This is a genomic window from Pseudomonas sp. BN607 (assembly GCF_029871175.1).
Classification (GTDB): Bacteria; Pseudomonadota; Gammaproteobacteria; order Pseudomonadales; family Pseudomonadaceae; genus Aquipseudomonas.
Genome location: NZ_SSOE01000054.1, coordinates 137530 through 154069, shown reverse-complemented (window position 1 = coordinate 154069; position 16540 = coordinate 137530). Strand labels below are relative to the sequence as shown.

Annotated in this window: 15 protein-coding genes; 1 reads left to right on the top strand and 14 read right to left on the bottom strand. The window is 60.4% G+C overall.

Translation table 11 applies throughout. The features are described 5' to 3' along the window. The 4 genes from E8E68_RS13490 to E8E68_RS13475 form a co-directional block, all read right to left on the bottom strand. The coding region (locus E8E68_RS13490) for an IS110 family transposase (protein ID WP_266034982.1) at window positions 1-990 on the bottom strand (990 nt) is incomplete at its 3' end. 339 nt (window positions 991-1329) lie between these two features. Further along, window positions 1330-2046 (bottom strand): hypothetical protein, encoded by a 717-nt coding sequence (locus E8E68_RS13485; protein ID WP_280342131.1) that lies wholly within the window; start codon window positions 2044-2046, stop codon window positions 1330-1332. Window positions 2047-2226: 180 nt separating this feature from the next. Continuing rightward, window positions 2227-2400 (bottom strand): hypothetical protein, encoded by a 174-nt coding sequence (locus tag E8E68_RS13480; protein WP_266034784.1) that lies wholly within the window; start codon window positions 2398-2400, stop codon window positions 2227-2229. A gap of 60 nt (window positions 2401-2460) precedes the next feature. Beyond that, the gene (locus E8E68_RS13475; RefSeq protein WP_280342122.1) at window positions 2461-2742 is read right to left on the bottom strand and encodes a hypothetical protein; all 282 of its coding nucleotides are present in this window, start codon (window positions 2740-2742) and stop codon (window positions 2461-2463) included. A 276-nt stretch (window positions 2743-3018) separates the two neighbouring features. On the opposite strand from E8E68_RS13475, the gene E8E68_RS13470 reads away from it, so the two are divergent. Continuing rightward, window positions 3019-3282 carry an accessory factor UbiK family protein gene (locus E8E68_RS13470; protein WP_266034850.1) on the top strand — a complete coding sequence of 88 codons (264 nt, stop codon included), beginning with the start codon at window positions 3019-3021 and terminating at the stop codon, window positions 3280-3282. A 63-nt stretch (window positions 3283-3345) separates the two neighbouring features. Here the strand turns inward: E8E68_RS13470 and E8E68_RS13465 are convergent, their stop codons facing one another. The 10 genes from E8E68_RS13465 to leuA all read right to left on the bottom strand — a co-directional run bounded on the left by E8E68_RS13465 (window position 3346) and on the right by leuA (window position 16397). Then, complete coding sequence (locus tag E8E68_RS13465; RefSeq protein ID WP_280342119.1) at window positions 3346-3813, bottom strand: SRPBCC family protein; 468 nt, start codon at window positions 3811-3813, stop codon at window positions 3346-3348. A gap of 19 nt (window positions 3814-3832) precedes the next feature. Next, window positions 3833-7300, bottom strand: coding sequence for an amino acid adenylation domain-containing protein (locus tag E8E68_RS13460; protein ID WP_266034793.1), 3468 nt, complete (start codon window positions 7298-7300; stop codon window positions 3833-3835). A 20-nt stretch (window positions 7301-7320) separates the two neighbouring features. Next, window positions 7321-8250, bottom strand: a complete 930-nt coding sequence (locus E8E68_RS13455) for a diiron oxygenase (protein WP_266034796.1) — start codon at window positions 8248-8250, stop codon at window positions 7321-7323. 18 nt (window positions 8251-8268) lie between these two features. Then, window positions 8269-8616, bottom strand: coding sequence for a DUF4437 domain-containing protein (locus E8E68_RS13450; protein ID WP_266034799.1), 348 nt, complete (start codon window positions 8614-8616; stop codon window positions 8269-8271). Next, the gene (locus E8E68_RS13445) at window positions 8613-9389 is read right to left on the bottom strand and encodes a DUF3050 domain-containing protein (protein WP_266034802.1); all 777 of its coding nucleotides are present in this window, start codon (window positions 9387-9389) and stop codon (window positions 8613-8615) included. The genes E8E68_RS13450 and E8E68_RS13445 overlap by 4 nt, the downstream gene beginning before the upstream one ends. A 279-nt stretch (window positions 9390-9668) precedes the next feature. Beyond that, complete coding sequence (locus E8E68_RS13440) at window positions 9669-11183, bottom strand: MDR family MFS transporter (RefSeq protein WP_266034804.1); 1515 nt, start codon at window positions 11181-11183, stop codon at window positions 9669-9671. Next, window positions 11173-12330, bottom strand: a complete 1158-nt coding sequence (locus tag E8E68_RS13435) for an HlyD family secretion protein (protein WP_266034807.1) — start codon at window positions 12328-12330, stop codon at window positions 11173-11175. The genes E8E68_RS13440 and E8E68_RS13435 overlap by 11 nt, the downstream gene beginning before the upstream one ends. Then, a complete protein-coding gene (locus tag E8E68_RS13430) occupies window positions 12327-13802 on the bottom strand; it encodes a TolC family protein (RefSeq protein WP_266034810.1) in 1476 nt (491 codons plus the stop codon). The genes E8E68_RS13435 and E8E68_RS13430 overlap by 4 nt, the downstream gene beginning before the upstream one ends. Before the next feature lie 150 nt (window positions 13803-13952). Continuing rightward, the gene (locus E8E68_RS13425) at window positions 13953-14687 is read right to left on the bottom strand and encodes a helix-turn-helix transcriptional regulator (RefSeq protein WP_266034813.1); all 735 of its coding nucleotides are present in this window, start codon (window positions 14685-14687) and stop codon (window positions 13953-13955) included. Between the two features lie 12 nt (window positions 14688-14699). Then, entirely contained in the window at window positions 14700-16397 is a 1698-nt protein-coding gene (leuA, locus tag E8E68_RS13420) for a 2-isopropylmalate synthase (protein WP_280342108.1), read from the bottom strand. Between the last annotated feature and the right edge of the window lie 143 nt (window positions 16398-16540).

The window sequence follows — 16540 nt, the reverse complement described above, 5'->3', positions numbered from 1 at the left end:
TTTTTTGAGGTGCTCAGCGCTGAACAGCTTGGCCGTATCAAAGGGCTCATCGCCACGCATGCATGCCCAGGCACCTGTCAGGTATTTACGCATGACGGCGGCGATAGCCTGCATTTTCTTCTTCCCTCTGCTGAGCAACGATTCGTAAAAGCCCTTCGCGTAGGGGTCATAGCGGATCGCCGTCAACGCTGGCATATACATCGCTGCTCGCAGGTAGGCATTTCCACTTTTTCCGAGTCGACCAGGCTTATCAATGCTTGTACCTGACTGCGTCTGTCGAACGTCGAGACCGGCATGGCGGCTTACCTGCGAAGACTTGAGCATTTCAGGTAATGTCGTGAGCTCAGCCAAAATGGCTAATACAGACACCTCTCCCATGCCAGGAGCGGCAATTAGTTGTTGGTACTGCCGACTAAGCATTTGGCATTGAGCAATCAAGTCATGGCCAGCCTTACGAAATCGCTCAATACGCTTGTCCAATGAGGCTATCGCCTCTTCTTCGTCTTCGATCAGCATGGCGATGGTCGTGTTGGTCGCCCGCAACGCATGCAACTCATTTTTCGCCCTTGTTCGGTGGCCAACCAGACGATTGATATGCCGCCCGATAGCCCGGAGCTCAAGCTGGGCAGGGCTTGGAGGGGTCCATAAGCGTGGTGTCATTCGCTCGGCATACTCGGAAAGCAGCTGGGCATCAATCGCATCAGTTTTGCTGTTCACCAGCATTAGCTTGGCGAAATTGTGAAAGCTCTTGGGGTTGATTACCGAGACAGGGAGGTCAGCGGCGTGCAGGTCGATGGCCAAATCCAGGTAATAGATACCGGTCGCTTCCATCACGATGGCTTTGGGCTTGAGCGATTGGAGCTTCTTAACCGCAGCTTTACGTCCGGCTGGTGTCTGGGCGATCTCCCACTGACCAGCAGGGCGCCCATCTTTGCGCACCCCGGCGATTGAAGTGCGCGAACCGATATCCAGGCCAACGAAGACACTCATCCTTCCCACTCCCCAGCAACATAGGTAACAATGGCCTCCGGTTCCCCGACCTCGAACTTCATGCCGCTGCAACCTTGTAATGCGAAGTCCGACTTGTCGGCTTCTCGATACTCTTCGTGGTGGGCAATGAGGCGGGGGACCTCTCTACGTACAAGGTCAGGGCAATCCCTGCCTTCAGGAGCGATCGGTCTCCCCGGAAGTGCTTCTTGAACCTGACGAGAATAACCTCTCTGGCCAGGTCAGACACAACATACAAGGAGCGAGCGCAGCTCGCGATGCGCCGCGCGGGCGGCGCGCGATCTCACCGCCACCCAACCTCCCATGGCGGACACCTTCCACTCAAGGCCGCATGAGCGGCTCGATCCCGATCCATTTCTTAACGGGGTGATAGCAGAGCTTCAGCGGCGGAATCTGCACCTTGCGGCCCTGCACATCCAGTGCCCCCAGATGAATCGTCCACTTGGAATCTGCCTCGAACTTGTCCGTCTGAAAGATCACGTAAGCCGAGCCATAGCGCTTGTTGTTGGTCATCCTGGGAATCATCCGGTGCACTTCATCGCTGTTGATGTCATATGGCGATGGCCGGGCGGTCTTCACATTCACCAACGGAAAGTCGTAGGTCTCGTTGAGGCCCAAGTACACCTCGGGCCGCGCATTCAGGCGCGAGCCGTCTTCAAAGGTGATGTAAGCCTGACGGCTGTCATACAGCACCGGTATCGGCGGTTCGCCACGCTTGGAATCGGTCGATGGCCGTTGGCGGTCTTCGTTGTAGGCGATCATTTGCACAAAGAATTCCTGCCGCGAGTACTTCTCGCCCGGGTACTGCACGTACAGGCTTTGCTCATAGCGCTTTTCGCCCCATAGGGCGGCGTGGTCGTAGAGGTAGGTTTCCAGGTAGAGGGTGGTCTCCCCCTGCGGCCCTGGCACTTTGAACTGGAACTCGGATTCGCAAAGGTCCGCGTAGGCGGCGCGTTCGCGTTTCCAGGGGACGCAGGCGGTCAACGAAGCTGCGGCCAGCAGCAGCATGAGAGAGAGTGTGCGTTGCAGGTTATTCATGACCGGCCCTGGTCCAGATGCGAATGGATCAGTTTCGAGGGCTGGGTCGCGCAAGTCCATGCTGACCCTTTGCCATTATCGCGAGACAGACAGCACACCTTGCAACCGCTCTGGATGTGACCACCATGCCGCAACCGGATTTGCTAAGATCGCGACCTTTCCGCTGGGTGAACTGCATGTTCACCCGAGCCATTTGCAGCCTGCTGGTCGACAGCTCGTCGAATAATTGGAGCGCAGCGCTGCATTGCGCCATAGCACGCCCGCTACAAGCAGGCTGGTCAAGGCGAAAGACCAGCAGACGAGCGCCTTGGTCCTGCCTGGTAACTTTGCGTGTTCAGCGATCAGATGCAGCATGACTCTTCCTGACTCATTTCGGAGCAAACCGTTGACGCCAGGAAGCGTATCAGGCTTTTTTCAGAAGTAGCCGTCCTGGCTTCCGGAGCAGCAACCATAGCTGTCTTGGTTAGGATCGGGGAATTCCAGCGGGCCGATATCGATCCTTGCAACCGGCCCGTCGGGAAGCGTGATAATCACAGGCACGGTGCCGCCACCGCCATACCAGACACCTGCGCCCGAACCCGCGCTCGCGCCGCTGTCGGGGTCTTCGACGAACTCCGCCTGGCTGGCAGTAACGCTGTTGATGGAGAGGGTCCAGTGCACGGCAGCTACGTTGCCCGAATAGACGCTAGTAATCATTTCGAAGGGTACTAATTGCAGATCAGGCGCCAGCCAATGTTCCGGGTAAGCCGCATCTGGCGTGTTCTTGAAGTAACGATCGATAACCTGTTCAGCCAGGCTGTTTTACAGGTTCTTCAACGCGTCAGAGTTGATGATTCCGGCCAGGCTCAACACGGCACCCGCGCCGACCAGCACGGAGGACGCTGCCCCGGCACCGGCACCGGCCACGGCCAAACGCCAAATGGCTGCGAGCTACATTGCGGGCCATTTCCCAGTTTCAGTGGACAGTCGAACATGCTTGCGCCCAAAGCCCTTCTTGACGCCCTCAGCGACCAGGCTTCACGCCTGCTCAGCGGCGATACCCCCCAGCCCCGAGCCGAACTGGAAAGCCAATTCAAGGTGCTTATGCAAGGTGCCTTCAGCAAGCTGGACCTGGTCAGCCGTGAAGAATTCGATAACCAGATGGTCGTTCTGGCGCGCACTCGCGCGCGCCTCGAAGCCCTGGAGAAGCAAGTCGCCGAGCTGGAAGCGCGGATGGCGCCGACGGCGCAGGAATAACACTGCCAAAAAAAGGCCCGCGCCTTCAATGAACACGCGGGCCTCGGTGCAACGCCGTTACAGTCAGGCAAACATCTGTTTGACGTTGTTCATCGCCCCGTCTGCAAACCCCTGCAAGAACGCCTGGAATGCGGGCTGGTCCTGCGGGCCGCCGGTATAAGGCTCACCGATGATGGTCCAGGTCGCCGCCGACTGGCCCGGGCCCTGCTCTTGAACCTCCATGCGGGCCCAGAGGTTACCGATATTCAGCGAGGTATAGATCAGCGACCAGGTCATGACCATGCGCTGGTCGTCGTGGGTGTTGAGCTGCTCGATCACCACGTTGCCGTCCTTGAACAGCTTCTTGCGTACCGAACGCACGCCGGTACCGGTCATTTCGATATGTGAAAGTGCCGGAATGAAGACCGGGAAACCGGCAAAGTTGCCCACGATATTCCACACGCTTCGGGCATCGGCATTCACCGAAATAGAGGCCACCACGGGCTCGCCAACAGGGTTCTGGATCAGGGTATCGGGTTCGCAATGTTGCATGTTCAGCTCCTTTGATTAGTCAGATGAAGTCGATTTCTTTCAAGAACTCGCACCCTAGACGCAATAGCGTCGGGCTCTTTGCCGGGTATTCCTCGCCCATGATGCCGATGCCTTGGCGGGCGTTGCCGTGTTCGATCAACGAAATGTCACCGATGTCTTCTTCGAACCCATTGAGGTAGAAGCCGACCACGCCAAACAGCGCGTTGTCACTTTCAATGGTCGATAGACGCCGCTGCCAATCGCTGATCGTGACCCATTTGAAGTCGTGGCCCATGGGGCGAAACGCTTCCACGTAGGTGTCCCAGCTCAAGGGTTGCGGGTTGTGCAGGTTGAACACAGCCCGGTTGCTGGTGTGGCGGCTGGCATGGAAACCGATGAACCGAGCCAGGAAGTCGACCGGCATCAGGTCGAAGTTCAGCGACAGCTGCGGCACCTCCTTGAGTTGCAAAGACCCCTTGAGCATCAGCATCAAACGGTTCTGGTGTGGCTGACAGACGCCGGTACGGGTATTGAAGGCGATGTTGCCGGGGCGGTACAGGTTTACTTTCACCCCCCGTTCGCTGGCATTCCACAGGATGCGTTCGCCTACCCATTTGGAAAGGTTGTACCCGTTACGGATATAGATCGGGGGGGTCGCCGCAGGGGGGGTCTCCAACACGCGACCATCGCTGTCGACGCTACTGGACGCCGACAGGGTCGAGATGAAGTTGAAGATTTTCTTGCGCCGCCCTTCGCACAATTTCAGGCACTCGATCACGGGCGCGACGTTGTCTTTGACCAATGACTCATAGTCGAGCACGTGGTTGACATTGGCAGCGTTGTAGATCAGTACGCCGTACTCCCGATCAAGCCGCTCGTACTCTTCGGCGCCCAGCCCCAGCATCGGTTGACTGATATCGGCTGCCAGAACGCGCACGCGGCTCATGTCCAAGTGTTCCAGGCGGTTGTCGACCAATGCCTGATCGAAACGCTCTTGCGCCGATTGACCCGCGCTGGCACGCACCAGGCAGGCCACTTCAGTGGACCCCAGCTCCAGCAACGCTTCGACGATATGCACGCCGAGGAAGCCATTGGCCCCGGTGACAATGACCTTGTGCAGGTCGCCCATCTGGCTGAGCGGCAGAATATCGAGCGCGACACTGAGATTGGCATCGGCCAGCGCCCTGGGGCTGACAATGGCATCAGCGATATCCTCCTCGGCGAGCAGGCGGTCCAGGTTGGCAAGGGTGGGCAGTTCGATGAAACGGTTGATCGACACCCCTTTGCCGAACGAATCGCGGATGTCCATGAGCATGCGCGAAAGCAGGATCGAGTGCCCACCCAGGTTGAAGAAGCTGTCATCCAGGCCGATCTCGTCGGCATCGATTTCCAGCAAGCTCGCCCAGATGGACAACAGCTGCTGCAGACCCGCGCTCAGGGGCTGCTCGCGCACCTGCCGTGGGCGGCTGTCGTCGGGCAATAGGCGTAATGCCTTGCGGTCGACCTTGCCGTTAGCGGTTGCCGGGAAGGTGTCCAGCAGACGCCACCGCGACGGGCGCATGTAATCGGGCAGGTGCTTTTCGGCATGGGCCTGCAATGCCAGTTGGGCACGCTGTGCATCCAGCGTTCGCGGCTCGGCGAAAAACGCCACGATGCGGCGCTGCTCATCGATGACCACGGCCAGCTGCGCAAACAGGTTGCTGCCGCGCAGAACGTGCTCGACCTCTTCGGGCTCGACGCGAAAACCGCGGATCTTCACCTGGTTATCCAGCCGCCCGATGATTTCCAGGCCTTCCCTGCCCCAACGCGCCAGATCGCCGGTGCGATACAGCCGCTCACCCTGCAACCCGCCAGCACCAGGCAAATAGCGCTCCAAGGTCGCACCGGGGTTGTTCAGGTAGCCCAGCCCCACCCCTGGCCCGGCGATGTAGACCTCACCGCTTTCGCCTTGGGCTACCGGTATACCCTGCTCGTCCAGCAGGTAGAGCCGGGTATTGGCGATCGGCATGCCCAGCAGGCGATTGGAATCGCCTGGGCGCATCTCTCTGCTGGTCGCCAGCACCGTCGTCTCAGTAGGCCCGTAGATGTTGTGCAAGTGGCAATGCGCACCCAGGCCATCGATGACATGCGGCTCGCACACATCACCGCCGGTCACCAGGTGACGTATGCCGTGCAGGCTTTCCAGCGGCATGATGCTGAGCAAGGCAGGCGGAAGGAAGGCATGGCTGACTTCAGCCTGCCCGATCAACAACGCCAGGGCAGCGGGATCGCGGCGTTGATCTTCGCTGGGCACGACCAGGCAACCGCCAGCGATCAAGGTCGGGAAGATGTCCAGCATGGAGGCATCGAAGTTGATCGTCGAAAACTGCAACGCGCGGGTCTGCGGACCGACCTGGACGTGCTCGCCATACCAGGCACAGAAATGGCTGAGGTTGGCCACCGAAAGAAGCACCCCTTTGGGCGTTCCGGTCGTGCCTGAGGTATAGATGGCCACGCAGGCGCGCTGATCATCCCATAGGCCCCGCATCAGCGACTGATCGGCTGCCAGGGCAATGGCATCATGGCCGCCGACACCTCGATGGACCGTGCTCAGCTGGCTGACATCCAGCCCCTGGCAGGCATCGAGCGCTACCACGTTACCCTCGTGGATGATGACTTTTGCCTGGGCGTGCTCGACGATCATGGAGCGCCGCTCGGCGGGGTGCTGCGGGTCGAGCGGCAGATAGACCGCCCCGCAACCCAACACGGCCAGAATCGAAGCGTACAGTGCCAGGCCCTTGCCCAGGGCGACGGCTACCACCGCCTGGCCGTCGTGTTCATCCAGCAGCGGCAACAACCGTTCCTGGATCGCGACACTCATGGCATGCAGTTCGCGGTAACTGATGTAACGCCCCTCGACCAGCAGGGCCGGCGCGTCTCGATGCGTCACCAGGCTGCCAGCCAGGCGCTGGATGAACGAGACGGCGGCCGCCTCACGGATAGGCGGTACGGCCGTCATGTTGCAGCGGTGAGCAAAGGCCAGAGCGTCCAGCCTATCAAGCCCAACCAACGCTTCGGACGGCAAAGGCCGCAGGCGCGCCTGGCTAAAATAGTCTTCATTGCGCGAGTAGCCGCCGACATGCGCTGCCGTCGCCTCGATCAGCTCCCGCAAGGCATTGGCCACCAGGTCGGCGCCGTTTCCAGATGCTTCACCAGCGACCTCCAGCACCTCCAGGGACCGCCAGGGCCGGTTGCCTTCACGGGTGATCAGGTGCATCTGCAGGCTCGCCATGGGGTTGCCAGGCCCCTCGTCGGCCACCCGCAGGGAGATCTGCCGAGTGCTGCCCTGCTCTGGCCAGGCGGCCAGGGTCGCGTCGTCGATAATCAGATCCGAGGCGTGCAATTGCCAATGGTCGAAGCTGGCGGGGGTTTCCAGCAGATGGACCTGATGGCCCATCTGGCGCAATTCGCCGGCCAGGCGGGCGAGCCCCCGGCTGCTTCCGCACAGCAGAATCTCTAAACGTCTCATCGGAGTTCCTTGCGTTGAAGTCAGCGCCGGTACGCGGCCAGGGCAGCCTGTACGGCTGGATCTTCGAGCATCGTGCTCGTCTGGAAAAACCGCATGATGTTGCCCACCAGGGGGTGCCCGGCAGTGATGGGGAAAGCCATGGCCTCAACCTCTTCGCGCAAGGCCACCTTGACCTGCTCGGTGGTGTCCAGGCTATCGACCAGCAGCAGGTCGAAATGCTTCTGGATGTCGTTGGTCAGGTAATGCTGCATAAACACCGGCAAGATAGAGGCGATGGTGGCACGGTCATCTGCCGATGCAGTGCTCCAGTAGATACGCGTCAGACGCGCCCAGAAACTGGAGTGTCGCCCCTCATCGGACAGGTGATCGGCCATCAGGCCTTTCACCGACTCCTTGACGGTGTCGTCGCGAGCGAATGCGGCCACATCATTGGTAAGGGTATTTTCGGCGACGGCCACGCAAATCAGCTCGACCGCAGCTTTCAGGTGGTCCGGCGCCATTTCCATCGCTTTGGGGATCGAACGGCTCAGCTCGATTTCCTGAGGCAAGGAAATGGGCTCGATCCCGGTAAGCTCGATGGTTTGCTGCAAGTAGTCCATTGCCACCAGCGCGTGGTAATCCTCGTCGACGACAACGGTCATGGCGTCATAGCGACAGGCAAACGGAAAGCGGATCGGGAAGTTGTCTTTGGCGATACTGCGCGCCGTCTTGTCGACAATCTCCGTTTCGAAAATCACTACGTCATTAATAAACTTATACAAACTTTGTACGAGGGCGAAATCCCTGAGCTGTGGGCACTTCTGCAAAAACACTTCGCTGGTTACCAGCGGCTGACGGCTGGTCGGGTAGATCAACTTTCCGTCATCTTCCACTGTTCGCCTTGGCCGCGTACGAATGGTCGCGCGACGCTCCCATATTTCGGCGAAGGATTGATATTCCTGTGCATTCATCTGCTTGCGTCCCGGCATTCAGTAGTAATGAACCTCAAACAACAGACAGCCCGTTTCCGAATGAAATGGCCCGTGCTCGGTGTCCGCTTCGCGGTAGAAGTAACTGCCCTCACCGTAGGCCTTGAGCGGACGACCGGGAGCCGCCTGTTCAACTTGGTCGCCTTCGATCAAATACACTTCTTCATGGTAATCATGGGTATATATTTCGCGCGTTCCGCCACCTGGCGCGAAACGCACCAGGCGCGTGCGCACGCCCGTACGGGTTGTTGCATCCAGTGTGTCCTTGAATACCGTCAGGGTGATGCCGCGTTCGCTGGGGACCGCTTGCCATACCGCCTGGTCCTGCTCGATGACCGCGAACTTCATGCGACACACTCGACCGCTTGCTCCGCCATTTCCGCGCGCAGCTCGTCCCACAGCACACGACGGCTGTCCACTGCGGCAATGGCAGCCGCATACATTTCCTGTTGACGCTGGGCATCGCCCTTGACTAGGCGCTCGAGCAGTTTTTCGGCTGCCGGGCCGTGATCATCGGAGTCCACGTCGATATGCCGTTGCAGGTAATACCGGAAGGTCGGTGCCTGATCGATGCCGATGTCCCAGTCATCGAGAATGGTCTGGAACATGCGGGGGATTACGCTTTCGCGCCCGTGCAGGAAGGCCGCGGCTACCTCGTGAGGCTTGGCATTGACGGCCGTTTCGATGGTGTTGGAGACAAAGCGCACTGCCGCCGGAGAAGCCTGGCAACGGTGCAGGGCATCCTGCAGGTTTTCGCCGTCGCGCATCAGCTGGACGAATTGCTCGACGCACGCGGTACTGGCACCAATCTCATGCATGGCATGCAGGTACAGCTCGAAGTGGCTGTAGTGCCCACCGCTGAGGTTCTGGTCGGACTCCTCACCCAGAACGATTTCGTTTATCAGGTGCGCTGCGGCCGGGTCCACTGGCGGCAACCACGGTAGCGAAGTGCAGGTCAGCTCCTGTTGCAGGCGCTTGGTCAGCGACATGAAATCCCAAACTGCGAAAACATGTGTCTCCATGAAAGTCCGCAATACCGGCAGTGAACCGATTTCAGCGAAGATCGGATGGTTTCCCAGTTCGGACTTCTTGTTCTCAAGAACGGCTTTCTGATCGTACATGATTACCTCGCTCAACAGGTTATTTGTAACTGAAGCTGTTTTTTATTTCGCCGACCTCTGCAGGCACCGAAAAACTATGCCATCACAAGTTACAAATCAACTACAAATAAATGAAAATTTCAAACTTTCTTAAACCACCAAGCACGACAAAAAGGCAACTTAATCATAAGCTACCTGCATCATAATCTGTCGCCATATCAAACTATTATTAATCAGTAATGCATGGGCAATCCATTGCAGTCGCTCCTTGGTTAGCACTTGTAATCACGTTGATCGCAGCTACTTGGCCCGCTGCGTGCGCAATATGAGCGCTGCGACTGCGCACCCGATCAGCGCCAGGGAAGAAACATAAAAGGCATCGCTGTAAGCCATCAGGTAGGCTTCACGACGCACCGTGGCTGCCAGCACTTCGAGTATCTTTTGCTGCGCCGGCAACCACGTCTGCAACGTCTGCCCCAGCCGCTCCTGCAGCCCTGGCGAAAACGCCGATACATGCTCGTAAACGCGCTCGCTGTGAAAACGTTCACGCGTTGCTACCACCTGGGTAAGGGCCGCGGTGCCAATCGCTCCGCCAAGGTTGCGCAACATCGAGAAAACCGCCGACGCCGAACCCGCCTCACGCTTGTCCAGCCCGGCCACCGCCAGCACCGAAAGCGCCACCATGATGAAAGGCTGTCCGATACCCCGCACCACCGTGGACGGAATGATGACGTTGTCCGCGCTGTCCGCGGTCAGGCCTGCGCCCAGCCAGCAGCCCAGCGCCATGATCAGAAAGCCGCTGGCTACCATGAATTTGGCGCTGGTCCAGGCCATCAGGCGTGGCATGAGCGGTGCCAATAACAGCTGCACCACGCCGTAGGCAATCAGTGCAACACCCACATCGCTGGCGCTGAAACCCTGCAACTGGGACAGATAGTTGGGAACCAGAAAGACCAGCCCGAATGTCGCAGCACCGAAAACGAACATGGCAACGCTGGCAACGCCGAAGTTGTAATGTCCAAGCAGCCGCAGGTTGATGAACGGCTGCTTACCGTAGAGCTGCGTGCCCACGAACACCACCAGCGCGATGGCTGCGACCACAGCCATGGCCAGGATGTAGCGCGAACTGAACCAGTCCAGGCGCCCGCCTTCTTCCAGGACGATCTGCAGCCCACCCAGGCCCAGCACCATGGCCGTGATACCCAGCCAGTCGCCCTTGCGCAACAGTTCGAGCTTCATGGGCCTGGCTTCGATCGACCAAGATATGGCTGCCAGCAGCGCGATGCCAGGTACCAGCTGCAGGTAGAAGATCCATCGCCAGGAATAGGCGTCCGTCAGCAAGCCCCCGATCGAAGGCCCCGCCGCCTGGGCGACGCTGTTCGCCAGGCTGAACAACGCCATCCCCATGGCCATCTTACTCGCTGGCAGTTCGGTGATGATCAGCTGGAATGAGAGCGGGATGAGGACGGCGCCGGCAGCCCCCTGGACGACGCGGATGATGATCATCGCCTCAAGGTTTGGCGCCCACGAGCAGGCGATGGAGGCCAGCAGAAAGATGAACGACCCCGTCCACATCACCCGGCGCATCGAAAAGACTTCGACCAGCCACGCCGTTAAGGGAATCATGACAATCTCGGCGACCAGGTAAGCGGTGGAGATCCATGAGCCTTCTTCGAAACTGGCGCCCAGCGAGCCGCGGATTTCCGGTAGCGCTGCGCTGGTCACGTGCACATTCATGCCCGCCATGAAGCAGCCGAACAAGCCGCCCAGCACCGCTACCCAGGCGCGCAACGAGACCGCTTGCTCACTGCTCATCAGCAGACTCCGTTGGCCGCGTATCGACGGTGGTCACCACCGACATGCCCGGCAGGATCGGCTGCCCGCTCACAGGTTGGTCCAGCAGGATCCGCACGGGAAAACGCTGAACGATCTTGGTGAAGTTGCCCGTGGCATTGTCCGAAGGCAGCAGTGCGAACACATTGCCCGACGCGGGCGAGAAACTCGCCACTCGCCCGCGCAGCTCGCGCTCCGAAAAGCTGTCGACGCTGATCCGCACTGGTTGGCCCGGTTGCATGCGGGCCAGCTGGGTTTCCTTGTAGTTGGCCACGATGTAGGTCTGCTGCAATGGCACCACCGCCAGCAGCGGCTGGCCGGCCACCACATGCTGGCCGGCACGTACCCGACGCTGCCCGACAACGCCCTCGATCGGCGCACGAATCAACGTGTCCTGTTCATCCTGCTCGGCCAGCACCAGACGGGCCTCGGCACTGGCCTGCCCAGCCTGACGGCGCTTGACTTGGGCGTCGGCATACGCCGCCTGGGCCTTGGCCATCAACAGCTGCGAACGACGCTCGCGCAACTGCGCCTGGGCGCCCTGCCACGCTGCCTGCGCCTGCGCAGCGCTGGCGTTGGCTTTTTCCAGGCGCTGCAAGGTCGCCGCACTGTCGCGCACCAAGCCCTTGTAACGCGCCACATCCAGTTCGCTGCGACGGCGCTCGGCAGCAGCGCTTTGCAGCATCGACTGCGCCTGCACGATCGCCTGCCGCTGTTGCGCGATGCGTTCGCCAGCCACCTGAGAAAGCGCCTGGGCCGCCGTGAAGGCGGCGCCTGCTTCAGCCACGTCGGCCTTGGCCTGCTCCAGGCGCGCGCGGTAGTCGCGGTCCTGCAGGCGTACCAGCACATCACCTGCTTTAACTGGCTGATCGTCTTCCACCTCGACCTTGGCGACGTAACCCGCCACGCGCGAACTCGACGTCACCCAGTCAGCGCGCACATAAGCGTCATCGGTGGTCTGTAGATAGCGCCCGACGCTGTACCAGTAAATGCCGAATACCATCACTGCAACCAGCAGCAAGCCGCCCCCGCCGTATAACGCCAGCCTGCGCTGGGCCTGCTTGCGAGATACAGCATCATCCTGGCGCCCGTCGTTAGCGAGCGTCTGTTCATCCACGGCAACATTCATGGTCGTTTTTCACTCTCGGCAGCTAACCCTTGGGCCGTGGTCGGTGCTGCGGTGTCCTGCCAGCCTCCGCCCAGGGCCCGGAACACGTTGATCTGGGCACGTGCAAGCCCACCCAGGGCTTGCACATGGCGATCGCGTACGCTGATCAAATCACGCTCGGCATCGAGCAATTCCAAAGCATCGAGGGCCCCGGCCCGGTAATTCACCAAAGCCAGGTCAAAGCCTCGCTGGCTGTGTGCCAGTGCTGACTGCAGCGCCAACGCACGTTGCCGCTCGCCGTCGAAGTGGGCCAACGCCTGGCGAACGTCCTTGAGCGCCGCCAGGGCCGCCCCCCGGTACTTCGCAACGGCAGCTTCCCGCAGGGCTTGTGCCTTGCTCACCCGTGCACGGTTGGCCTTGATGTTGGGAAACTCCCAACGGATCAGCGGCCCGATGGCGAACACCACCGCACGGCTGTCCCCCAGATTGGAAAGGTGATGATCGGACGACGTCAGCGAAGCGCCGAAACTCACCTTGGGATACAGATCGGCCCTCACGATGCTCACATCCAGCGCCGCGGCCTGAAGCTCACGCTCAGCCTTGCGCACATCCGGGCGGCGTTCCAGCAGATGCCAGCCATCGCCCGCCGGCAGCGGTGCATCCAGCGAAGGGATCGTCCGGCAAGTTGCCGATTCAGCAGCAGCCGCTGCGGGGTCCTGACCACTGAGCATGGCCAGTTCGTACAACGCCATACGCCGGCGCGCCTCAAGCATCGGCAAGCTCGCCTTGACCTGCTCACGCAGGCTCAGCAGGCGCTGGCTATCGAGCTCGGTGGCAACCCCGCCCTGTAGCTGCCGCTCGCTCAGTTGCAGGCTCCTGTCCAGCGTCTGCATGGACTGCTGGGCCTCCTGAATGCGCGCACCGTAGACACATTGATCGATATAGGCGCGGCTGGTTTGCGCCACGACCTCCAGGCGCATCAACCCCCAGGCCTCACGCGACGCATCGGCCTGAGCCTTGGCCCGTTCGATTTCGTTTCGTACTTGCCCCCATAGGTCGACCTGGTAGGCCAGCTCGATGCCAGGATTGAACGTCCACTGGGACGGCGCATGGCTGTCAGTCGCCTCGGCCAGCGTCTGGTCGTCGGCGCTCTTGCCGTAAGTCGCGGCAAAGGTGGTGGAAGTGGATGGCCAGCGCTGTGCGTCGAATTCATCGATACCAGCCAGCAGGGCGCGAACGTTTGCCTCGGCTTGCGCCAAGTCCTGATTGCGCGCCAGTGCCCGCTGCACCCAGTCATTGAGCTGCGGATCGCGGTACAGCATCCACCAGCCCTCAGACAAGGCTTGCCGGCTCACCCCGGCGGGCAGCCCGCTGAGTGCGTCGGCCTGCAGCGTCTGCGCAGGCGGGGCCAGCGGAGCATGCGCAGTGCAAGCCGCCAAGAGGACAAGGGAGCAGGTAAGTGCCGGAAACGGCAATAAACGCGATACAGGCATCACGGGATGTCACGTCTGGGAGAGTGATGCCAGATTAACGAGCGAGGCTAGGCACTTCTGCCGTAAGCCGGACAACCACACACGCAATCGGGACAACCTTTGCCAGGCGGCGAACCGGGTGTTGCGCCCGGCTCCCCTCAGCCCTTGGGTTCAATGAGCGCGTGCAGCGCTGGTCTCCTGAACGCTGACCTGCCAGTCACTGGGCGTGTAGCCCAAGATGCGCTTGAACACCGCGGAAAATGCGCTTGCACTCTGGTAGCCATGCTCCAGGGCGACGTTGATGATCGGCATGCCATCAGCCAGGCAACGCTGGCTGAGCATCATCCGCGTGCGCGCACGCCATTCGCCGTAAGACATCCCCACTTCCCGCTGGAACAGCCTGGCCACACTGCGGGAACTCATGTTCAGTTGCTCGCCGCACTGCTCGAGCGTCACGTCCTGCGCGGGGTCATCGAAGAAGTGTTCACACCAGGCGCGCAGCCTCGCATGGTGTGGCACCGGTACGAACGCGTTGATCCGCTGCGCCGCTTCCAGCTCGCGCTGGATCAGCGCCCGAACGTGTTCGCCCAGCGACTCGTCGCGCTGCCCGAGCATGCGTGAAGCCGCCAGAATCAGCTCGCGCAACAAGCCGGAAACCACGATTACCTGGCAGTGGTCGACCCGCGAGCTCAGCAGCAAGGTGCGCATGGAGACATCGCCTTCCATGCGGATCTCGTGGCTTACCCCCGCTGGCACCCACAGCGCGTGGCCGTAGGGGATCACCCAGCTGCCACCGTCGCTGCTCACTCGCATCACACCCCTGGCGGCGTAGATCAGCTGATCATCGGCGTGGCAGTGGCTGGCCACCACCTCACCGTGCCCGTAGTCCATTCCTAACGCTTCCATGCCGCTAGTGCCTCAGGCCGTGACGACAGCGTTGCCCAAAGGCTTGAGCAGGCCCTGGCGAGTTGCCCTGCAAACGGCACTGACCAGTGCCTGCAGCGAGGCCTGGAGAATGCTGTTGTCTCTGCCGACTCCGAACAGCAGTTGACTGTTGACGCGGATCTCCACGTAGGCAATCGCTTCGGCCTGGGCGCCATCACGTACCGCATGCTCATGGTAGTCAGCGATGTCGAAATGCAGGCCGTGCGCGGCGAAGGCGTTGACCAGCGCGGCCAGCGGCCCGTTACCCTCACCGCTCAATGGCAAACGGCCGCCGTCGAAGAGCAATTGCGCATTCACGTAGGTAGTGGCTTCGTCACTGGTGAGCATGGGCTGGGTCAGTATGTAGGGCTTGCCCTGCTGCAGATAATTCTCGTTGAAACAGGACAGGATCATGTCGCTGGTCACTTCCTGGCCCTTGGCATCGGCAACACGCTGCACCAGGCCGCTGAACTCCATCTGCAGGCGACGCGGCAGCACGATGCCCTGCTGTTCCAGCAGGTACGCCACCCCGCCCTTGCCCGACTGGCTGTTGACCCGGATAACGGCCTCGTAGCTGCGCCCCATGTCGGCGGGGTCGATCGGCAGATAGGGGATTTCCCAGTAGCCATCAGGGTTGTCGCGACGGTGCGCGAAGCCTTTCTTGATCGCGTCCTGGTGGGAGCCGGAGAAAGCGGTGAACACCAGTTCACCGGCATAGGGATGGCGAGGGTGCGTGGGCAGCTGGTTGCAATACTCGACCTCACGCTGGACATGGATGATGTCCGAGAAGTCCAGCTCAGGGCTGATACCACTGGTGTACAGGTTCATGGCCAAGGTCAGGATATCGACGTTGCCAGTGCGCTCGCCATTACCGAACAAGGTGCCTTCGACCCGTTCCGCACCGGCCAGGCAGGCCTGCTCGGCAGTGGAAACCCCGGTTCCACGATCATTGTGCGGGTGCACGCTGATGATCACGCTGTCACGATGGCTCACATGCCTGCAGAACCATTCGATCTGGTCGGCGAACACGTTTGCGGTAGACACTTCGACAGTGGTGGGCAGGTTGAGGATCATCTTGTTGGATGGCGTCGGCTTGTACTCGGCGATCACCGCATCACAGATTTCCAGCCCGAAATCCAGCTCGGTGAAACAGAACGTTTCAGGCGAATACTGATAGGTCCACTGGGTTTGGGGATTGGCCTGCATCAGCGCCTTGATCTCACGGGTGGCTTGGGTGGCGATGTCGATACAGCCAGCGCGATCAACACCGAACACCACCTCGCGGAATGCCGGTGCAGTGGCGTTGTAGACATGCACGATCGCCCGCGGCACGCCTTTGAGCGCTTCGAAGGTGCGCTCGATCAGATGCGTGCGCGCCTGGGTCATTACCTGAATGGTGACATCGTCGGGGATGGCGCCGCTTTCGATCAGTTCACGCACGTAATCGAAATCAGTCTGCGAAGCGGCCGGGAAGCCAACCTCGATTTCCTTGAAGCCGACCTTGACCAGCAGGTCGAAGAAGCGCCTCTTGCGCTCGGCGTTCATCGGCTCGATCAGCGCCTGGTTACCGTCACGCATATCAACGCTGCACCAGACAGGTGCCTTTTGCTGTACCTGACTCGGCCAGGTGCGGTCCGGCAGGTCGACCACGTTGAAATGGCGGTATTTCGTGGAAGGATCCTTCAACATCATGGCGGCGTTCTCCTTGGCCTATCGATGACTGTAATGGGCCGCTGGATGCGGCGACCGTTTAATCAAAGCATTGGATCCAATTTAAACCCGTTGTGGTTTGTCTGGATTGCGTTTTTTTCGCGAAGACGCCAACAGAGATTTAC

Coding starts and splice junctions, on each gene's coding strand:
- E8E68_RS13480 (WP_266034784.1), bottom strand. CDS start 2,400: ATGCTGCATCTGATCGCTGAACACGCAAAGTTACCAGGCAGGACCAAG.
- E8E68_RS13450 (WP_266034799.1), bottom strand. CDS start 8,616: ATGAAGTTCGCGGTCATCGAGCAGGACCAGGCGGTATGGCAAGCGGTC.
- E8E68_RS13455 (WP_266034796.1), bottom strand. CDS start 8,250: ATGAATGCACAGGAATATCAATCCTTCGCCGAAATATGGGAGCGTCGC.
- E8E68_RS13460 (WP_266034793.1), bottom strand. CDS start 7,300: ATGAGACGTTTAGAGATTCTGCTGTGCGGAAGCAGCCGGGGGCTCGCC.
- E8E68_RS13440 (WP_266034804.1), bottom strand. CDS start 11,183: ATGAGCAGTGAGCAAGCGGTCTCGTTGCGCGCCTGGGTAGCGGTGCTG.
- E8E68_RS13430 (WP_266034810.1), bottom strand. CDS start 13,802: ATGCCTGTATCGCGTTTATTGCCGTTTCCGGCACTTACCTGCTCCCTT.
- leuA (WP_280342108.1), bottom strand. CDS start 16,397: ATGATGTTGAAGGATCCTTCCACGAAATACCGCCATTTCAACGTGGTC.
- E8E68_RS13425 (WP_266034813.1), bottom strand. CDS start 14,687: ATGGAAGCGTTAGGAATGGACTACGGGCACGGTGAGGTGGTGGCCAGC.
- E8E68_RS13435 (WP_266034807.1), bottom strand. CDS start 12,330: ATGAATGTTGCCGTGGATGAACAGACGCTCGCTAACGACGGGCGCCAG.
- E8E68_RS13470 (WP_266034850.1), top strand. CDS start 3,019: ATGCTTGCGCCCAAAGCCCTTCTTGACGCCCTCAGCGACCAGGCTTCA.
- E8E68_RS13445 (WP_266034802.1), bottom strand. CDS start 9,389: ATGTACGATCAGAAAGCCGTTCTTGAGAACAAGAAGTCCGAACTGGGA.
- E8E68_RS13475 (WP_280342122.1), bottom strand. CDS start 2,742: ATGATTACTAGCGTCTATTCGGGCAACGTAGCTGCCGTGCACTGGACC.
- E8E68_RS13485 (WP_280342131.1), bottom strand. CDS start 2,046: ATGAATAACCTGCAACGCACACTCTCTCTCATGCTGCTGCTGGCCGCA.
- E8E68_RS13465 (WP_280342119.1), bottom strand. CDS start 3,813: ATGCAACATTGCGAACCCGATACCCTGATCCAGAACCCTGTTGGCGAG.